Source organism: Streptomyces sp. NPDC048185 (assembly GCF_043202495.1).
GTDB lineage: Bacteria > Actinomycetota > Actinomycetes > Streptomycetales > Streptomycetaceae > Streptomyces.
Window position 1 is genome coordinate 55097 of record NZ_JBIDAN010000014.1, and the last position, 16880, is coordinate 71976.

At 73.8% G+C, this 16880-nt stretch carries 17 protein-coding genes; 11 read left to right on the plus strand and 6 right to left on the minus strand.

The genetic code is table 11. The features are described 5' to 3' along the window. Window positions 1-22 precede the first annotated feature (22 nt). The 6 genes from ACGF3H_RS31405 to ACGF3H_RS31430 all read left to right on the plus strand — a co-directional run bounded on the left by ACGF3H_RS31405 (window position 23) and on the right by ACGF3H_RS31430 (window position 8747). Window positions 23-2971: an AAA family ATPase gene (locus ACGF3H_RS31405; protein ID WP_362491727.1), complete on the plus strand. Its 2949-nt coding sequence runs from the start codon at window positions 23-25 to the stop codon at window positions 2969-2971. A 97-nt stretch (window positions 2972-3068) separates the two neighbouring features. Next, window positions 3069-4361, plus strand: a complete 1293-nt coding sequence (locus ACGF3H_RS31410) for a CAP domain-containing protein (protein ID WP_362491724.1) — start codon at window positions 3069-3071, stop codon at window positions 4359-4361. Between the two features lie 157 nt (window positions 4362-4518). Beyond that, on the plus strand, window positions 4519-5478 hold the full coding sequence (locus tag ACGF3H_RS31415) for a threonine/serine dehydratase (protein WP_362491721.1): 960 nt from the start codon (window positions 4519-4521) through the stop codon (window positions 5476-5478). Between the two features lie 123 nt (window positions 5479-5601). Next, window positions 5602-7182 (plus strand): protein kinase, encoded by a 1581-nt coding sequence (locus ACGF3H_RS31420; RefSeq protein WP_362491719.1) that lies wholly within the window; start codon window positions 5602-5604, stop codon window positions 7180-7182. A 63-nt stretch (window positions 7183-7245) separates the two neighbouring features. Further along, window positions 7246-8220 (plus strand): LLM class F420-dependent oxidoreductase, encoded by a 975-nt coding sequence (locus ACGF3H_RS31425; protein ID WP_362491717.1) that lies wholly within the window; start codon window positions 7246-7248, stop codon window positions 8218-8220. A 101-nt stretch (window positions 8221-8321) separates the two neighbouring features. After that, the gene (locus tag ACGF3H_RS31430) at window positions 8322-8747 is read left to right on the plus strand and encodes an SsgA family sporulation/cell division regulator (RefSeq protein ID WP_362491715.1); all 426 of its coding nucleotides are present in this window, start codon (window positions 8322-8324) and stop codon (window positions 8745-8747) included. A 39-nt stretch (window positions 8748-8786) separates the two neighbouring features. Here the strand turns inward: ACGF3H_RS31430 and ACGF3H_RS31435 are convergent, their stop codons facing one another. After that, entirely contained in the window at window positions 8787-9212 is a 426-nt protein-coding gene (locus tag ACGF3H_RS31435) for a DUF6328 family protein (protein WP_362491788.1), read from the minus strand. A gap of 233 nt (window positions 9213-9445) precedes the next feature. On the opposite strand from ACGF3H_RS31435, the gene ACGF3H_RS31440 reads away from it, so the two are divergent. Then, the gene (locus ACGF3H_RS31440) at window positions 9446-9793 is read left to right on the plus strand and encodes a hypothetical protein (RefSeq protein ID WP_362491712.1); all 348 of its coding nucleotides are present in this window, start codon (window positions 9446-9448) and stop codon (window positions 9791-9793) included. Window positions 9794-9844: 51 nt separating this feature from the next. Here ACGF3H_RS31440 and ACGF3H_RS31445 read toward each other — a convergent pair whose 3' ends face one another. After that, window positions 9845-10828 carry an aldo/keto reductase gene (locus ACGF3H_RS31445; RefSeq protein ID WP_362491709.1) on the minus strand — a complete coding sequence of 328 codons (984 nt, stop codon included), beginning with the start codon at window positions 10826-10828 and terminating at the stop codon, window positions 9845-9847. Between the two features lie 129 nt (window positions 10829-10957). On the opposite strand from ACGF3H_RS31445, the gene ACGF3H_RS31450 reads away from it, so the two are divergent. Further along, the gene (locus ACGF3H_RS31450; protein ID WP_362491707.1) at window positions 10958-11410 is read left to right on the plus strand and encodes an SRPBCC family protein; all 453 of its coding nucleotides are present in this window, start codon (window positions 10958-10960) and stop codon (window positions 11408-11410) included. Between the two features lie 16 nt (window positions 11411-11426). Here the strand turns inward: ACGF3H_RS31450 and ACGF3H_RS31455 are convergent, their stop codons facing one another. The 3 genes from ACGF3H_RS31455 to ACGF3H_RS31465 form a co-directional block, all read right to left on the minus strand. Then, window positions 11427-12128: a ribonuclease H gene (locus tag ACGF3H_RS31455; protein ID WP_362491704.1), complete on the minus strand. Its 702-nt coding sequence runs from the start codon at window positions 12126-12128 to the stop codon at window positions 11427-11429. 31 nt (window positions 12129-12159) lie between these two features. Further along, window positions 12160-12957 (minus strand): VOC family protein, encoded by a 798-nt coding sequence (locus ACGF3H_RS31460; protein WP_362491701.1) that lies wholly within the window; start codon window positions 12955-12957, stop codon window positions 12160-12162. Window positions 12958-13120: 163 nt separating this feature from the next. Beyond that, window positions 13121-13603, minus strand: coding sequence for a VOC family protein (locus tag ACGF3H_RS31465; protein ID WP_362491699.1), 483 nt, complete (start codon window positions 13601-13603; stop codon window positions 13121-13123). 326 nt (window positions 13604-13929) lie between these two features. Between ACGF3H_RS31465 and ACGF3H_RS31470 the strand changes: the two genes are divergently transcribed. Together ACGF3H_RS31470 and ACGF3H_RS31475 are read left to right on the plus strand one after the other, a co-directional pair. Beyond that, window positions 13930-14586, plus strand: a complete 657-nt coding sequence (locus ACGF3H_RS31470) for an ATP-dependent Clp protease proteolytic subunit (RefSeq protein ID WP_362491697.1) — start codon at window positions 13930-13932, stop codon at window positions 14584-14586. Beyond that, window positions 14586-15188 carry an ATP-dependent Clp protease proteolytic subunit gene (locus ACGF3H_RS31475; protein WP_362491694.1) on the plus strand — a complete coding sequence of 201 codons (603 nt, stop codon included), beginning with the start codon at window positions 14586-14588 and terminating at the stop codon, window positions 15186-15188. Before ACGF3H_RS31470 ends, ACGF3H_RS31475 begins: the two co-directional genes overlap by 1 nt. Window positions 15189-15277: 89 nt before the next feature. Here the strand turns inward: ACGF3H_RS31475 and ACGF3H_RS31480 are convergent, their stop codons facing one another. Further along, entirely contained in the window at window positions 15278-15670 is a 393-nt protein-coding gene (locus ACGF3H_RS31480; RefSeq protein ID WP_362491692.1) for a helix-turn-helix transcriptional regulator, read from the minus strand. A gap of 279 nt (window positions 15671-15949) precedes the next feature. Between ACGF3H_RS31480 and ACGF3H_RS31485 the strand changes: the two genes are divergently transcribed. Then, window positions 15950-16837 (plus strand): RNA polymerase sigma factor SigF, encoded by an 888-nt coding sequence (locus tag ACGF3H_RS31485; RefSeq protein ID WP_362491786.1) that lies wholly within the window; start codon window positions 15950-15952, stop codon window positions 16835-16837. Window positions 16838-16880: the final 43 nt, after the last annotated feature.

Genomic DNA, 16880 nt, shown 5'->3' on the forward strand with positions numbered 1-16880 from the left:
GTCGCCGCGGGCGCGTGTCAGGATGGGCGGCGTGTCGCGGACCTCATTCACCAGCCCACTCGTCGGTCGCGAGGACGAACTCGCGCGTCTCACCGGCGCGCTGGAACGCGCCCGTGCCGGTGAGGCCCGTGCGGTGCTCCTCGCCGGGGACGCCGGCGTCGGCAAGACCCGGGTGCTGAACGAGGTCGCCGCGCGGGCCGCCGCGGCCGGGACGACCGTGCTCACCGGGCACTGCGTCGACCTGGGGGACGTCGGTCTGCCGTATCTGCCGTTCACCGAGATCCTCGGAGCGCTGGCCGCCGACGAGCGGTTCGCCGCCGTGCCGGCCGCGCACCCGGTGGCCGAGCGGCTGCTCGGCGGCGGCCCCGAGGACGACGCCGGAGCCCCGCGTTCGCGGCTGCTGCTCCTCGAGGACGTGGCCGCCGTGCTGACCGACGTGGCGGACATCGCCCCGCTGCTGCTGGTCCTCGAGGACCTGCACTGGGCCGACCAGTCCTCCCGCGACCTGTTGAGGTTCCTGCTCGGCCGCGGGGTGCTGCAGCACCACCGGATCTCGGTGTTCGCCTCCTACCGGGCGGACGACCTGCACCGCCGCCACCCGCTGCGCCCGCTCCTCGCCGAGCTGGTGCGGCTGCCCGCCGTGGAGCGGCTGGAGCTGCGGCCCCTGCCGGACTCCGACGTGGCCCGGCTGGTACGCGCGCTGCGCGACCGGCCGCTGCCGGACACCACCGTGGACCGGATCGTCGAACGCGCCGAGGGGAACGCCTTCTACGCCGAGGAACTGGTCGCGGCCACGGACACCCCGGCCGGGGGCGTGCCCAGCGGCCTGGCCGACGTCCTGCTCATCCGTTTCGAGCAGCTGTCCGAGACCGCCCAGCAGGTACTGCGCACCGCCGCCGTGGCCGGGCGCCGCGTGGGGCACGACCTGCTGCGGGACGCCGTGGAGCTGCCCGAGGAGGAGCTGGAGTCGGCCCTGCGCGAGGCCGTGGAGCGGCAGTTGCTCGTCTCCGGGGACGGGAACACGTACTCCTTCCGGCACGCGCTGGCGCGGGAGGCCGTCTACGCCGATCTGCTCTCGGGCGAACGGGCCCGGCTGCACGGCGCGTTCGCCCGGCTGCTCGCCGTGCCGGGCCGCCGGTCCGGCAGCGCCGCCGAGCGCGCTCATCACTACCGCGAGAGCCACGACCTGCCCGAGGCCCTGGCCGCCTCACTGGAGGCCGCCGACCACGCCCAGCGCGTCGGCGCGCCGGCCGAGGAGCTGCGGCACCTCGAGGCGGTCCTGGACCTGTGGTCGGCGGTCGACGCCGCCGCACGCCCCGCCGGCCCCGATGCGGTGACGCTGACACTGCGCGCCTCCGCCGCCGCCGCGCACGCCGGTGAGCTGCATCGCGCGGTCTCCCTGACCCGGTCCGCGCTCGCGGGCCTCGGCCAGGACACGGACCTGGAGCTGGCCGCCCGGGTCCGCTACACCCTCGCCGGGAACCTGCTGAGCGTCGACAACCTGTCCGCCGCGTACGCGCACAGCAGCGAGGCGCTGGAGCTGATCCCCGCCGAGCCCCCGTCGCCGACGTGGGTGTGGGCCGCGGCCACGCATGTGACGGCGGCCCGCCAGGTCGGGGAGAACGAGACCGCGCTGCGGGTCGCCCACCGGGCCCTGCGGGTCGCGGAGGACCTGGGGGTCGCCGACGCCCGCGCCGACCTGCTGATCTCGCTGACGGGTCTGGAGGGCGGCAACCGGGCCACCCCGGCGGGCCGGGAGCGGCTGCTGGCGGCCCGCGAGCTGGCGCGGCGGGCGGGCAACGCGCCCGTGGAGCTGCGCGCGCTGTTCAATCTCGCCATCGGCGGCTTCGAAGAAGGCGACCTGGAGGCGTGCCTGCACTGGGCGACGGAGGGGCTCGACCGGGCCCGCCGTTCCGGGCTGCTGTCCTCGCCGTACCCGCGGGAGATGCGGTATCTGCGGCTGCTCGTGCGGTACACGCTGGGCCACTGGGACGAGGTGCTGCGCGAGTCCGACGAGCAGGCCCGGGTGCGGCCGGCCGTGGGCGGTCACACCCTCGGTCCCGCACTGTACGTGGCGCTGGCGCGGGGCGACTTCGGGGCCGCCGAGCGGGCCCGGGCCCTGATGGAGGGGCCGTTCGACTGGATGACGCGGATGGTCGGCGGGCTCGTGCTGACCGACGCGGCGGCGCTGCGCGGGGACGCGGAGGAGGCCGTGCGGTGGATGCGGTCCACCGTCGAGGCGCTCACCGAGGCGGGCACCCGGCCCGCCGTGACCGTCCGGCTCGCGGCCCTCGCGCTGTCCGCGGTCGCCGACCGCGTGGCCGAGCTGCGCCGGACCGGGGACGGGACGGGGGTGGCCCGCTGGACGGACACCGCGGCCGAACTGCTCGCCGATGCCCGCTGGTCCGCCGAGCACGGCTTCGACGCCCTCCCCCAGGGCCCGGAGGGGCAGGCTTGGCTGGCGCGGGCGGAGGCCGAGTGGTCCCGGATCACCGCCGCCGCGCCCGACCCGGCGCCCTGGGAGCGGACGGTGGCCGCCTTCGTGCACGGCGACCCCTACGAACGCGCGAGGTGCAGGCTGCGGCTGGCCGAGGCCCTGCTGGCGTCCGACCGGCGCGAGGAGGCGGCCGCCGAGGCCGACGCCGTACGCCGGGAGGCCGACCGGCTCGGTGCCACGCTGCTGCGCGAGCGGCTCGACGACCTGGCCCGCCGCGGCCGCCTCACGGACGCGGCGCCGTCCGCCGCAGCGGGTGCCGCGGCGCTGACGCCCCGCGAGCAGGACGTGCTGCGCCTCCTCGCCCGCGGGCACAGCAACCGGCAGATCGGCGAGGAACTGTTCATCAGCGCCAAGACGGCGAGCGTCCACGTGTCCAACATCCTCGCCAAGCTGGGCGCGTCGAGCCGTACGGAGGCGGTCGCGGTCGCCTACCGGCAGGGGCTGGTCGCGGCGGAGCCGAGCGCGCCGGGCTGACCTCCCGGCCGGGCGCGCCGGGAACCCCGGCCGACCGGGGGACGTTGTCCGGGCACCCCCGATCCCCATGGCGGACCACGACACAGGGCGGCACAGGATGAGCGAGTTGGTCCCCGGTGGCAACATTCCCCTGCCGGGCGGCCCCGTGAGCGTGCGGGTGCCGGGCGGTTTCGACGTGTCGGCCCTCATCACGGACGACGGCGGCAGGGTGGGCGGTGACGAGGACTTCGTCTTCTACAACCAGCCCGTGGCCCCCGGGGCCCGGCTGCAGGGCGACACGCTCACCGTCGATCCGCGGCGGCTGCGCGCCGGCGCCACCCGGGTGACGGTGGCCGTCAGTCCCGCCGCGCCCGGCGCGCTCCTGAGCGACTCGCCCTCGCCCACCCTGGAGGTGGCCGACGCCGCCGGGCGGACGCTCGCCCGGTTCTCCCCGCCGCGCCCACGCCGGGAGACCGTGCTGCTGCTCGCGGAGCTGTACCGGCGCGGTGACGGCTGGAAGCTCCGCGCCCTCGGCCAGGGGTACGCGGACGGACTGGCCGGTCTCGCCCGGGACTTCGGGGTGGAGGTCGTGGACGACGACCAGGAGCCGGACGCCGCCGCGCCGCCGCCCGCCGCCTCGGACGCCTTCCTCGCTCTGGTCAACTCCTCCCGGGCGACGGCCGGTCGCCGGCCCGTCTCGGCCGACCCGCGCCTGATCTCCGCGGCCCGCGCGCACGCCGGTGCCATGGCGGCGGGGGGCGCGCTGAGCGTGGAGACCCGCGACGGCGTCTCGGTCCACCAGCGCGTCGTGCTGGCCGGATTCGCGTACGTCACCGTCGGGGAGCACCTGGTCTCGGGTCCGCGCACGCCCGAGGAGTTCGTCGACCACTGCCTGCGCACCGAGAGGTCGCGGCGCACCCTGCACGAGGCCGCCTTCACGCACGCCGGCTGGGGCCGTGCCGTCGGCGGGCCCTCGGGCGACACGTACTGGACGGCCCTGTGGGCGGTGCCGCTGACACCGGCCGGCCTCGACCGGGCGACGGGCGAGGTCGTCCGCCTGACCAACGGGGAGCGGGCCCGGGCCGGTCTGCCCGAGCTGGCCCCCGACCCCCGGCTCGCCACGGCCGCGCAGGCGCACAGCGCGGACATGGTGGCCCGGGACTTCTACTCGCACACCGACCCCGACGGCGGCAGGCCCTGGGACCGGGCCGCCGCGGCGGGCGCCACGCGGCGCACGGTCGGCGAGAACATAGCCTGCGGCCAGCGCTCCGCCGCCGAGGTGGTGGAGGGCTGGATGAACAGCCCCGGTCACCGCGCCAACATCCTCGGCGCCGGCTTCACCCACATCGGGGTCGGCCTGGCCGGCGGTGGCCGGGCGGGCATGTACTGGACCCAGCTCTTCGGCGGCTGACCGGCCCTCACCCGTGCGGACACGGACGCCCACCCGCTGCCCCGCGACGTCGCCGCACGACCCCGGCCCCGCCAGGCAACCCTGTTGACCTCGGGCACGTCGCGCGAAAGGCTGCGGGACGGTGTGGATCACCACCCGCGCCGGAAGGATGACTGCCTTGATCGGGATCACGGAGATCGAAGCCGCGGCCGAACGGATCGCCGGCCATGTCGTACGCACCCCCACGGTGCCGAGCCCGGGACTGACCGCGCTGCTGGGGGCCCCGGTCACCGCCAAGCTGGAGCTGTTGCAGCGCACCGGGTCGTTCAAGGCGCGCGGAGCGACCGCGAAGCTGCTGTCGCTGACCGAGGCCGAGCGGGCCGCGGGGGTCGTGGCGGTCAGCGGCGGCAATCACGGCATCGCCGTGGCGGTCATGGCCGCCGCACTCGACGTGAAGGCCACGGTGGTGATGCCGCGCACGGCGCCCGCGCGTTCGGTGGAGACCGCCGAGGAGGCGGGGGCGCTGGTGCGGCTCACCGACGGCATGGACAGTGCCTTCGCGCTCGTGACGCGGTTGCGGGAGGAGGGGCTGACGCTCGTCCACCCGTTCGACGACCCCGTGGTGATCGCGGGTCAGGGCACCGTGGGGCTGGAGTTCGCGCAGGACGCCGGGGAGCTCACCGACGTGGTCGTGAGCATCGGTGGCGGCGGGCTGATCGCGGGCGTGGCGGCGGCGTTGCGGGCCCGCCGTCCGGACGTGCGGATCTGGGGCGTGGAGACGGAGGGCGCCGAGGCCATGTCCCGGGCGCGGGCGGCGGGCGGCCCGCTGCCGGTCCCGCTGTCCTCGGTCGTCACCACGCTCAGCGCCCCGTCCGTCTCGCAGTTGACGTACGACCATGTGTCCGCGCTGGTCACCGACGTGCTCGTGGTGTCCGACCGGGAGACCGTCCAGGGGTCGCTGGAACTCGCCGAGCACGCGAAGGTGTGGACCGAGCCGGCCGCCGGCTGTCTGCTGCCCGCGGCCCGGCGGGTGGTCGAGCGGGTGGGCGGCGGTGCCCGGATCGGGCTGGTGGTCTGCGGGGGCAACGCCACGGTCGGCGACATGACGGCCTGGGCGGACCGCTTCGGGCTGCGCTGACACGGGCGTTCCCCGCGAGACGCGCCCGGAAGTCCGTGGGGTACGTCGCGCCCGCGTTGAACGCACCCGGGCCCGCTCACCGTATCCCTGGGCGAACGGACCGCCGGCGGTGCGAGCGAGGGGATGGCCATGGGCAGGGCGCATGTCTCCGGGCACGACCTGGTCGCCGGGCGGTACCGCCTGTTCGAGGTCGTCCACCGGGAGACGAACCGCGTCTGCTGGTCCGGGGAGGACGCCGGGACGGGCCGCCCGTGCCTGGTCGCACAGGTCGGCCTCCCGCGGGACGCCGCGGACGAGGGCACCCGCCGGGTGACCGGCCGGGTCGTGCGGGCCGGCGAGACCATGCGCACGCTCTGCCCGGACCGGGTGGCCGCGGTGGTCGACGCGGTCGTGGAGCACGGCGCCCTGTGGACGGTCACCGAGTGGGCCGGCGGTACGCCGCTCGGTGAACTCCTCGCCGAACAGGGCGCGTTCGACCACGCGCGGGCGGCACGCGTGGGGCTGGAACTGCTGGACGTGCTGGAGGCGGCGCACGAGCGGGGCATCACGCACGGCGAGCTCAGCCCGGGGCAGGTGTTCGTGCGGGAGGAGGGCGCCGTCGTCGTCACCGGCTTCGGACTGGCCGGCGCCACCCTCGCCCCGCGGCTCACCGCGCCCTCGTACGCCGCCCCCGAGCAGGCTCGTGACGAGCGGATCGGGCCGGCGGCGGACCTGTGGACGCTGGGCGCGATCCTCTACGCGATGGTCGAGGGCCGTCCGGCGTTCCGTGACCGGGGCCGGCCCGAGGCCACCCTGAAGGGCGTGGACCGGCTGCCGTTGCGCACCCCGTTGCGGGCCGGGCCGCTCACCGAGGTGGTGCAGGGGCTGCTGCGCGGGAACTCCCGGGAGCGGCTGAGCCGCCCGGCGGTCCGCGAGGCCCTCCTCCGGGTGCTGTCCGAGGGCCCGGAGGCGGCGGCGCCCCCGGTTCCCCGGCCGGACGGCGCGCGCGCCGGCGTCCGCCGTACCGGGCGCCGGTGGAGCCGTCGGGCGCTTGCCGGGACCGCGCTGGCCGGGGTGACCGTCACGGCCGCCGTCCTCGCCGCCACCCACGCGCTGCCCGGAACGGGCGGCGACACCGGCACCGGCGCACGGCAGCGCCCGTCGTCCCCCGTCGCACCGCCCACCGGCGGCACCGCGCCCTCCTCCCCCGCTCCCCGGCCGAGCGCGACACCGTCCCCCTCGGAGCCCGGCGCCGCCGTCCCCGCGGGGTTCCGCCGCTACGAGGCACCGGAGGGCTTCTCCGTGGCCCTCCCCGAGAACTGGGCCCGGTTGGACACCTCGCGCGCGCCGGGCGGGGCCTACCGGGTCGTCTTCGGGGCTCCCGGCGACCCGCGGACCCTCGCGGTCACGCACAGCGAGCGGGCGGGAGCGGACCCCGTCGCGGTCTGGCGCGACGACGTCGAACCCGGCCTCGAACGGGCGGGCGGGTACCGCAGGGTCGGAGGGATCCGCGCGACGACGTACCGGGGCCGTGAGGCGGCCGACATGGAGTGGCTCGCCCGGGACGACGGCGTCCGGGTGCGCACGTTCGGGCGCGGTTTCCTGCTGGGCGGCGGGCGCAGCTTCTCGCTGCGCTGGACGACCCCGGCCGCGGAGTGGGACGACGCCGCGAACGACCGGGCGCTCGCCGCCTTCCTCGCGACGTTCCGGGAGGGAACCGGCTGACCAGGGGCACCCGGACCCGGCGCGCGTCCGTTTTCGCTCCGCACGGACGGGGACTCGTCCCCCATGGTGCAAATCGGATACACGATGATGACCGAGCAGGCCGGCCCCCGTGACCTCGTGGACCACGTGGTGCGGGCCGAGCAGGTGGGCTTCGACTTCTCGGTGACCTCGGACCACTACTTCCCGTGGCTGCGCTCGCAGGGCCACGCGCCCTACGCCTGGAGCGTGCTGGGCGCAGCGGCCCAGGCGACGTCCCGCATCCCGTTGATGACGTACGTGACATGTCCGACGTTCCGCTACCATCCGGCGGTCGTGGCGCAGAAGGCGGCGACGCTCGCGCTGCTGTCGGAGGGCCGGTTCCGGCTGGGGCTCGGCTCGGGCGAGAACCTCAACGAGCACGTGGTGGGCGGCGGCTGGCCGTCCGTCGACGTGCGCCACGAGATGTTCCAGGAGGCCGTGGAGATCATCAAGGCGCTGTTCGAGGGCGGTCACGTCAACCACCGCGGCACGCACTTCGACGTCGAGTCGGCCCGGCTGTGGGACCTGCCGGACAGCCCGCCGCCCATCGGCATCGCCGTCTCCGGGGAGCGCTCCTGCAAGCTGGCGGGCGAGCTCGCCGACCTGGTGATCGCCACCGAACCCAAGGCGGACCTGGTGGAGGCGTTCGACCGGCACGGCGGCCGGGGCAAGCCGCGCGTCGGCCAGCTGCCGGTCTGCTACGACCCGGACCGCGACGCGGCGATCGAGCGCGCCCACTCCCAGTTCCGCTGGTTCGGCAGCGGCTGGAAGGTCAACTCCGAGCTGCCGCACCCGGATTCGTTCGACGCGGCGACCCAGTTCGTCACACCGGAGGACGTCGCGGAGTCGATCCCCTGCGGTGACGACCCCGACGCCTTCGTCGAGGCGGTGCGCCCGTACGCGGACGCCGGTTTCACCGAGATCGCCCTGGTGCAGATCGGCGGCGAGTCCCAGCCGGCCTTCCTGGACTGGTCGGAGAAGACCCTGCTGCCGGCCCTGCGCGACGCCCTGGGATCCTGACGCCGGGGGGATCCGGGAGGCAATCACCCGGTTGCCGGAGCATCTTGCTCGGGATCGGGGTACTAGAGGGCCCTACGTCTGTTCTCCCGGAGGCCCCTGCCGTGACATCCCTCGTGCACAAGACCCTGGTCGTGCAGCTCCAGACGGGCGACGCCGACCGTTTCCCGGTGCTCGCCCATCTGAGCTACGACCCGGCCGACCCGTTCGCGCTCACCGTGCTGTTCAGCCACGACGGCCGTGTGCTGGCCCGCTGGACGCTGGACCGGGAGATGGTGGGCGACGGGCTGGCCCGTCCGGTCGGCGTGGGCGACGTGCGGCTGCGCCCCGAGTCGCGGGGCATGTGGGAGGAACTGCGCATGGAGTTCCTCGGCGACTACCGGCCCGACGGAGAACGTCACCGCGCGGTGGTCTTCGTGTGGGCGGCGGCGGTGGCCGCGTTCCTGCGCGAGACCCACGCAGTGGTCCGTCCGGGCGCGGAAGAGGTGCACGTCGACGACTTCCTGGCGGAGCTCATGGCCGACGGCTGAACGGACCGGCGGCGCGGCCCTCCGGGAGGGGCCGCGCCGTCAGCGCGACGTGTGACGGTGCCGGGTCCACAGGGGTATGCCGAACCAGCACAGCAGGTACCAGAACACCACGCCGGTGACCAGGTAGGGCACGAAGCCGTCGTGGGTCGCGACGCGCAGGATGAGCAGGAGCGACGCGGTCGTGGTGGCGAGCAGCAGCACCAGGCCGAGCAGCGTCAGCCGGGAGGCCCACCGCACCGCCTCCGGTTTCACACGCCGTCCGGAGACGAGACGGTGCAGGGACACCGGTCCGATCAGGGCGCCGGTCGTCACGGCCCCGAGAACGACCGTCACCAGGTAGATCGTCCGGTTCGCGTCCGACAGGCCGTCGTACTTCGGGGTGAACACGACGGTGAGAAGGAAGCCGAAGAGGATCTGCACGCCCATCTGCGCGACGCGGACCTCCTGGATCAGGTCCGTCCACATCCGGTCCGCGCGCTCTTCCTCGGTCTCGTCGCGTCCGCGGCGCCGGCCCGGGTGCCCCGTGGTGTCCGCATCCCTGTCCGCCACTGTTCCTCCCGTTGCGTCGCTCCTGGCCCTCTTCCCTCTTCCCTTGTTCCCCGCGGTCAGACGCGGTGCCGACGACGCGTCCGGTTTGGGCGTTCGGGGCGCGGTTACACGAGCGGGACCCGCACCGAGGCACAGGAGGATGACGAAGCATGTCCGACACTCAGCTCACCGTGACACTCAGCGGTGGCGGCATCGACGACGCGCGGGCGGTCGTGCGCGCCCTGGAGGGTGCCTTCGGCGCGCCCGACGACCTGCCCGCCGACGAGCGGGCGACGATCCGCACGGCCACCTTCAGCTCCCCGCCCTCCCCGGAGGCGGACGCGGCACCACCGCGGGCGGGTGCCGGCCTGTCGGCGCCGGTGACGGTCACCGTGCAGGGCACCCCGCAGGCCGTCGAGGCGGCGAGCAGGACGCTGAGCGGGGCCTTCTCGACGCGGGACGAGGGTGCCGCCTCCGGCGACCAGGAGCGGGAACGCCAGCTGCTCCTGGAGCCGTGAGACGTGCCGTGAACTGTGCCGCGCGTGCTGCCGCGAGGCGGCAGGCGCGGACTACCAGCGGCCCTCGACCTGCTCCTTGATGCGGCGGTCGTAGAGGTCGCGGACCGCCGAGAGCGTCCCCTCGGTCAGCTCGGGCAGCCGGGCGGCGTCCGTGTTGGCGCGGGCCTGTTCGGGCGAGCGGGCACCGGGGATGACGGTGGTCACGCCGGGCTGCTGGACGATCCAGCGCAGCGCCAGCTGGGCCGGGGTGTACCCCTCGGGCGCGAGGGCGGCGAACTCGGCGGCGGCCTCCACACCGGTGGCGAAGTCGACGCCGGAGAAGGTCTCGCCCTGGTCGAACGCCTCTCCGTGCCGGTTGAAGCTGCGGTGGTCGTTCGCGGCGAAGACCGTGTCCTTGGTGTACTTGCCGGAGAGCAGGCCGGAGGCCAGCGGCACCCGGGCGATGATGCCGACACCGGCCTCCCGGGCGGCCGGCAGGACCTCGCGCAGGGGCTTCATCCGGAACGGGTTGAGGATGATCTGCACGCTCGCCACGTTCGGCCGGGCGATGGCGGTCAGCGCCTCCTCGCAGGTCTCCACGCTGACGCCGTACGCCTTGACGCGCTCCTCCTCGACGAGGGTGTCCAGGGCGTCGAACACCTCGTCGGAGGAGTACACCGCGGTCGGCGGGCAGTGCAGCTGCACCAGGTCGAGGATGTCGACGCCCAGGTTGCGCCGGGAACGGTCGTTCCACTCCCGGAAGTTGCCGAGGACGTAGTTCTGCGGGATCTGCTCGACGCGCCGGCCCATCTTCGTGGCGACCAGCACGTGCAGGTCCGGCCTGCCGCGCAGGAAGGTCGCGATGGTCTCCTCGCTGCGGCCGTCGCCGTAGACGTCGGCGGTGTCGAAGAAGGTCACGCCCGATTCGGCCGCCGCCTCCAGTACCGCGAGGGCCTCCTTGTCGTCGACGTCTCCCCAGTCGGCACCCAGTTGCCAGGTGCCGAGGCCGATCACCGACGCGTGCTGGTCCGACCTGTCGAAAGTGCGCTCGTCCATGCCGCCAGTCTGTCATCCCCCGCCCCTCGGCCGCGCCGGCCCGGCAGGTCCCGCGACAGGGGTGATTCGCCGGACGGCCGTCGGGTACCCGCGCGGCTCCGTCCGACGAACCGAAGGAGGAGAGACAGCGTGTCGCAGGTCGAGGAGTCCATCGAGGTCGGCGTCCCGGTCCGTACCGCCTACAACCAGTGGACCCAGTTCGAGTCGTTCCCCGAGTTCATGAACGGGGTGGAGCGCATCGAACAGCGCGGTGACACCCTCACGCACTGGGTGACGAGCGTGGACGGCGTCCACCGCGAGTTCGACGCGGAGATCACCGAGCAGGTCCCGGACGAGCGGGTCGCGTGGACCACGGTGTCCGGCGAGGCCCGGCAGGCCGGTGCGGTCACCTTCCACCGCCTGGACGACGACCGCACCAAGGTGATGCTCCGGATGGAGTTCCAGCCGGAAGGCGTCATCGAGAAGGTCGGTGACAAGCTCGGGGTCGTGCAGCGGCAGACCAAGGGCGACCTGGAGCGGTTCAAGCGGTTCATCGAGAACCGCGGCCGGGAGACCGGCGGCTGGCGCGGCACCGTCGAGTGACCGCGTCGGGCGAGGGCTACCCGGCCGCCGCCGTGCGGCACTCCGGGTGACCCCAGCCCTGGTCGTTCTTGGCGATCGGTTCCCCGGCGGCGTACGAACGGCCGCACACGCAGCGCCCGGGGAACTTCGCCTTGATGGTGCGCGCGGAGGCGGCACCGCTCTTGCGGGCCGTGCCCGGTGCGCGGCGCGGTGCCTTCCTCGCCGCCGGGACGTCCGGCGCGGGCGGCGGCTCGGGTGAACCGAGGCCGCTGCCCGCGGGCTCCTGGACGGTGGCCGCCTGGCTGGCGGCGCGGTCGGCGAAGTCGTTGAGCCTGTCGCCGTCGACCTGGTGGGCGGGCACGTAGCGGAACTCGACCGAGCGGCCGTCGAGCAGCTCGTCGATCCGCACGACCAGTTCCTGGTTGGCGACCGGCTTGCCGGCGGCGGTCTTCCAGCCGTTGCGCTTCCAGCCGGGCAGCCAGGTGGTGACGGCCTTCATGGCGTACTGGGAGTCCATGCGGACCTCCAGCGGCACGTCCGGGTCGGTCGACGCCAGCAGGCGTTCCAGCGCCGTCAGTTCGGCGACGTTGTTGGTGGCCCGGCCGAGCGGCCCCGCCTCCCAGCGGGCCGGCACCTCCGACGCGTCGGCCACCACCCAGGCCCAGCCTGCCGGGCCCGGGTTCCCCTTCGAAGCCCCGTCGCACGCGGCCACCACACGTTCACGCATGGCCCCGATCATGCCATGGTCCGGCCGGGTGCCCCGACGGCCCTCAGGAGACGGGCGTGAGGTTCGGCATCTCTCCCTCGGTCCTCGTGATGTCGATCACGGAGAAGCTCGCGCCCTGCGGGTCGCTGAGCGCCGCGAAGCGGCCGAACGGGGTGTCCATGGGGCCGAAGCGCAGGACCCCGCCGAGCTTGGTGGCACGGGCCACGGCGTCGTCGCAGTCGGTGACGGTGAAGTAGACGTTGATGTAGGGCGTCACCTCGGGCGGGAAGTCCTCCGTCATCCGCATCCGGCCCAGGACGGGGCGGTCGCCCAGCTCGAACAGGCGGAAGTCCACGTGCTCGTCCTCCATCTGCTTCGCCTTGTAGGAGAAGACGGCGGGGAAGAACGCGTCCGACGCGCCGGGTTCACGGGTGAAGACCTCGGCCCAGCAGTACGCGCCGGGTTCGGCCATCGCTTCGAACCCCTCGTGCCTGCCGCCCTGCCAGACGCCGAACACGACGCCGCTCGGGTCCCGGGCCAGGCACATGGTGCCGAAGTCGCCGACCTGCATCGGCTCCATCAGGAGCTCGCCGCCGGCCTCGCGGATCCGGCCGGCGGTCGCGGCGGCGTCCGGGGAGGCGAAGTAGAGGCACCACTGGGACCGGTCGTCCTGGCCGGGCGGTGGCGGAACCACCGCGGCGACCGCCTTGCCGTCCGCGTAGCACTGGGTGTAGTTGCCGTACTCCGACGACGACTCGCCGAAGGTCCAGCCGAGGACGTCGCCGTAGAAGCTCTTGGCCCCCTCGACGTCACTGAACATCGCGTCGGCCCAACAGGGGGCTCCCTCGGGTTGCACGGCCATGACTGCCGCCTCCGCATGGTGAATGTGCCGGATGGTGGTGATGAGGACGGTACGAAAGGTCCGTTTCCTCACGCTAGTCATCGCGGCCCGGACGCGCGCGCCGAGCGCCGCGGTCCTGGACGGGCCGGATGGGGGCCGCCGCGCCCGGCGCGGCGGCGCGGTCTCACTGTCCCGCGTACGCCTTCTCCAGCTCGGCGATGTCGAGCTTGCCCATCGACATCATCGCCTTGAAGGCGCGCGTGGCCCTGGCCGGGTCCTCGTCGCGGAACATCTCCTCGAGCCGGACGGGCACGACCTGCCACGACACTCCGAACCGGTCCTTGAGCCAGCCGCACGGCCCGTGCTCGCCGCCGCCCTCGACGAGCTTCGCCCAGTAGTGGTCGACCTCCTCCTGGCTCTCGCACATGACCTGGAAGGAGACGGCCTCGTTGAAGGTGAACTGGGGGCCGCCGTTCAGGGCGACGAACCTTTGGCCGTTGGCCGTGAAGTCGACGGTCAGGACGGTGCCGGCGGCGCCGGGCGCGCCCTCGGGATAGTGGGTGACGGCGCCGACGGCCGAGTTCTTGAAGACCGAGACGTAGAACTCGGCGGCCTCCTGCGCCTTGCCGTCGAACCAGAGACACGTGGTGAATCCGTCGGTGGTCATGCATACCTCCCGGGTGCGTGCGTCGAACGCGGTCACCACTGTCGACCGGCGCGGGGCCGGGAACTCATCGGTGTCCGCGCGGGACGTTTCCGCGGCCGCCCCGCGCCGGCCGCGTGAGCGCTCTGCTCACGGCGAATCTGCCGCGGGCAGAGAAATCCCCGCGGGGACGGGCCCCCGGCCGAGAGTGGAGGGACCGCGGCCCACCGGCCGCTGCCGACTTCCCCGACGACTCGACCGCTCGACCGCTCGACCGCTCGACCGCTCGACGATCCGACCGCTCGACGACTCGACGACTCGACCGTTCGACACATCGACAAGGAGTGCCGATGTCCCCACTCACCACCGGTCCGGCGCCGGCCGTGCCGCCCCGCGCGGAGGAGGGCGACACCCCTCCCACCCGGTTCGACGACCACCTGGCCGCGCAACTGCTCGCGCAGCGCATCGTGCTGCTGGGCACGCAGGTCGACGAGGTCTCCGCCAACCGGGTCTGCGCCCAGCTGCTGATCCTCTCGGCGGAGGACCCGCGCACCGACATCAGCCTGTACATCAACAGCCCCGGCGGCTCCGTGCACGCGGGGCTCGCCATCTACGACACGATGCGTCTGATCCCCAACGACGTCTCGACGCTCGCCATGGGGTTCGCCGCCAGCATGGGTCAGTTCCTGCTCAGCGTCGGCACGGCGGGCAAGCGCTACGCCCTGCCGAACGCGCGGGTCATGATGCACCAGCCGTCGGCGGGCATCGGCGGCACCACGGCCGACATCGAGATCCAGGCGGACAACCTGGAGTTCACCAAGCGGACCATCGAGCGGATCACCGCCGAGCACACCGGCCAGAGCCCGGAGACGATCTCCCGGGACGGCGACCGCGACCGCTGGTTCACGGCCGAGGAGGCCAGGGAGTACGGCATGGTCGACCGGGTCGTGGAGTCCCTCGCGGACGTCCGCCCGGCCGCTTCGCGACGCAGGATGGGGTTGCAGTGATGGGCAGCTACACGATTCCCAGCGTCGTCGAGCGCACCCCGCAGGGCGAGCGTTCCTACGACGTGTTCAGCCGGCTGCTGTCGGAGCGGATCATCTTCCTGGGCACCGAGATCGACGACGGCGTCGCCAACGTCGTCATCGCGCAGCTGCTCCATCTGGAGTCGTCGGCCCCGGAGAGCGAGATCGCGATCTACATCAACTCCCCCGGCGGCTCGTTCACGTCGCTGATGGCGATCTACGACACGATGACGTTCGTCCAGGCGCCGATCTCGACGTTCTGCGTCGGGCAGGCGGCCTCCACGGCGGCCGTGCTGCTGGCCGGCGGGGACGACGGGCGCCGGTTCGTGCTGGAGCACTCGCGGGTGCTGCTCGGGCAGCCGGCCAGCGGCGGACGACAGGGCACGGTCTCCGATCTGGCCCTGCAGGCCAAGGAGATGGTGCGGATCCGCTCCCAGGTCGAGGAGGTCCTGGCCCGGCACACGCGGCACGACCCGGCGACGCTGCGCGCGGACATGGACCGCGACAAGGTGTTCACGGCCCAGGAGGCCGTGGCCTACGGGCTGGCCGACGAGGTGCTCGGCCGGCGCCTGGCGAGGGTGTGAGCGCCGGGGGTGCGAGACGCCGGCCCGGTGTCCCTGGACGACCGTGACGGCCGTCCCGGGACGCCGGGCCGGACGGCGTGGACGCCCCGTCAGGCGGCCAGGCACATCCCGTCGTACCGGGCGCCGGAGGCACCGCGGCCGCGGCTGCCGCCGGTGTGCCGCGCGGTGACGCGGACCAGCTCGCCCTGGGCCCGCGCCAGCAGGTCGCCCAGGCCCATCCCGAGGGCGCCCGCGGCGGCGGCGAGGACCTCCGACGAGGCCTCCTTCCGGCCGCGTTCCACCTCCGACAAGTACGGCATCGAGATACGCGCGGCCTCCGCGACGTCCTTCAGGGTGCGTTCCTGGGCCAGGCGCTCACGCCGCAGGACGTCGCCGACCAGATCGCGCCACAGGGGCTCTCTGACGGCGGGACGGTCCTGCGGGCGCGCGGCCGGCGGGCGCAGGGGAATGACGCGGGCTTCGTTCGGCACGTGGCTGGTCACGGCTACAGCCTAGGAGTCCGGTGGCCGGAGGGAAGGGGGCGGCATTGCGCCCACAGGGGAATCCGCCGCAGGGACGGTCCGCCGCCCGGGGCACGCCCGGATGCCGCCCGCCGTTCACCGGCATAGTCTGGGGGCGGAGACACCACCCCGCGAGGACGCCGCGGTCACCGCATTCGCGCCACCCGTGAAATCGGGTGGCATGTACGCGCGTGACCCGGGTACCCGCCAACGGTGAGCCCCTGGGGAGACGCCCAGACCGTGACTTTCGTGGGAGAGGTAATGGAGACCGCCGTGATCCGGCCGGAAGCGCAGGTCGTCGGGAAGACCACCGAGAGCGGGACGGACGACGGGTCACTGCCGGGTGTCGTGGACCCGCGCGCCGTGGCCCCGCGTGACGCACGGCAGCTGTCCCGGCAGTTCTTCCAGCGCCTGACGGAGCTAGAAGAGGGCACGCACGAGTACCAGTACGCGCGCAACACGCTCATCGAGATGAACATGTCGCTCGTGCGGTTCGCCGCCGGCCGGTTCCGCGGCCGTGGCGACGACATGGAGGACATCGTCCAGACCGGCATGATCGGCCTGATCAAGGCCATCGACCGGTTCGAGCTGTCGCGCGAGGTCGAGTTCACCTCCTTCGCGCTGCCGTACATCGTCGGCGAGATCAAGCGCTTCTTCCGCGACACCACCTGGGCGGTGCACGTGCCGCGGCGGCTGCAGGAGCTGCGCGTGGAGCTGGCCAAGGCCCGTGAGGAGCTGTCGAGCCGGCTGGACCGCGAGCCCACCGTCGCCGAGCTCGCCACGCTGATGAACATCAGCGAGCGGGAGGTGGTCGAGGGGCAGATCGCGTCCAACGGCTACAACTCCTCGTCGCTGGACGCCGCGCTGACCGGGGACGGCCCCGAGGGCGGCGAGTCGGTGCTGGCCGACTTCATCGGTGTGGAGGAGGACGGGCTGCGCCTCGTCGAGGACTTCCACTCCCTCGCCCCGCTGATGGCCGAGCTCAGCGAGCGCGACCGGCAGATCATCCACATGCGTTTCGTGGAGGAGGCCACCCAGGCGGAGATCGGCGAACAGCTCGGCTGCTCGCAGATGCACGTGTCCCGGCTGATCAAGCGGATCATCGCCCGGCTGCGCGAGGGCATGCTGGGCGAGCTGGGCTGCGCCTGACACCGACGACGACACCGCCCCGGGGTTGATCACACCGACCCCG

What these genes read in the sequence shown, in the direction of transcription:
- ACGF3H_RS31425 (WP_362491717.1), top strand. Translation starts at nt 7,246, where the DNA reads ATGGTGCAAATCGGATACACGATGATGACCGAGCAGGCCGGCCCCCGT.
- ACGF3H_RS31445 (WP_362491709.1), bottom strand. Translation starts at nt 10,828, where the DNA reads ATGGACGAGCGCACTTTCGACAGGTCGGACCAGCACGCGTCGGTGATC.
- ACGF3H_RS31465 (WP_362491699.1), bottom strand. Translation starts at nt 13,603, where the DNA reads ATGACCACCGACGGATTCACCACGTGTCTCTGGTTCGACGGCAAGGCG.
- ACGF3H_RS31455 (WP_362491704.1), bottom strand. Translation starts at nt 12,128, where the DNA reads ATGATCGGGGCCATGCGTGAACGTGTGGTGGCCGCGTGCGACGGGGCT.
- ACGF3H_RS31435 (WP_362491788.1), bottom strand. Translation starts at nt 9,212, where the DNA reads ATGTGGACGGACCTGATCCAGGAGGTCCGCGTCGCGCAGATGGGCGTG.
- ACGF3H_RS31475 (WP_362491694.1), top strand. Translation starts at nt 14,586, where the DNA reads ATGGGCAGCTACACGATTCCCAGCGTCGTCGAGCGCACCCCGCAGGGC.
- ACGF3H_RS31460 (WP_362491701.1), bottom strand. Translation starts at nt 12,957, where the DNA reads ATGGCCGTGCAACCCGAGGGAGCCCCCTGTTGGGCCGACGCGATGTTC.
- ACGF3H_RS31485 (WP_362491786.1), top strand. Translation starts at nt 15,950, where the DNA reads ATGGAGACCGCCGTGATCCGGCCGGAAGCGCAGGTCGTCGGGAAGACC.
- ACGF3H_RS31470 (WP_362491697.1), top strand. Translation starts at nt 13,930, where the DNA reads ATGTCCCCACTCACCACCGGTCCGGCGCCGGCCGTGCCGCCCCGCGCG.
- ACGF3H_RS31440 (WP_362491712.1), top strand. Translation starts at nt 9,446, where the DNA reads ATGTCCGACACTCAGCTCACCGTGACACTCAGCGGTGGCGGCATCGAC.
- ACGF3H_RS31405 (WP_362491727.1), top strand. Translation starts at nt 23, where the DNA reads ATGGGCGGCGTGTCGCGGACCTCATTCACCAGCCCACTCGTCGGTCGC.
- ACGF3H_RS31420 (WP_362491719.1), top strand. Translation starts at nt 5,602, where the DNA reads ATGGCCATGGGCAGGGCGCATGTCTCCGGGCACGACCTGGTCGCCGGG.
- ACGF3H_RS31410 (WP_362491724.1), top strand. Translation starts at nt 3,069, where the DNA reads ATGAGCGAGTTGGTCCCCGGTGGCAACATTCCCCTGCCGGGCGGCCCC.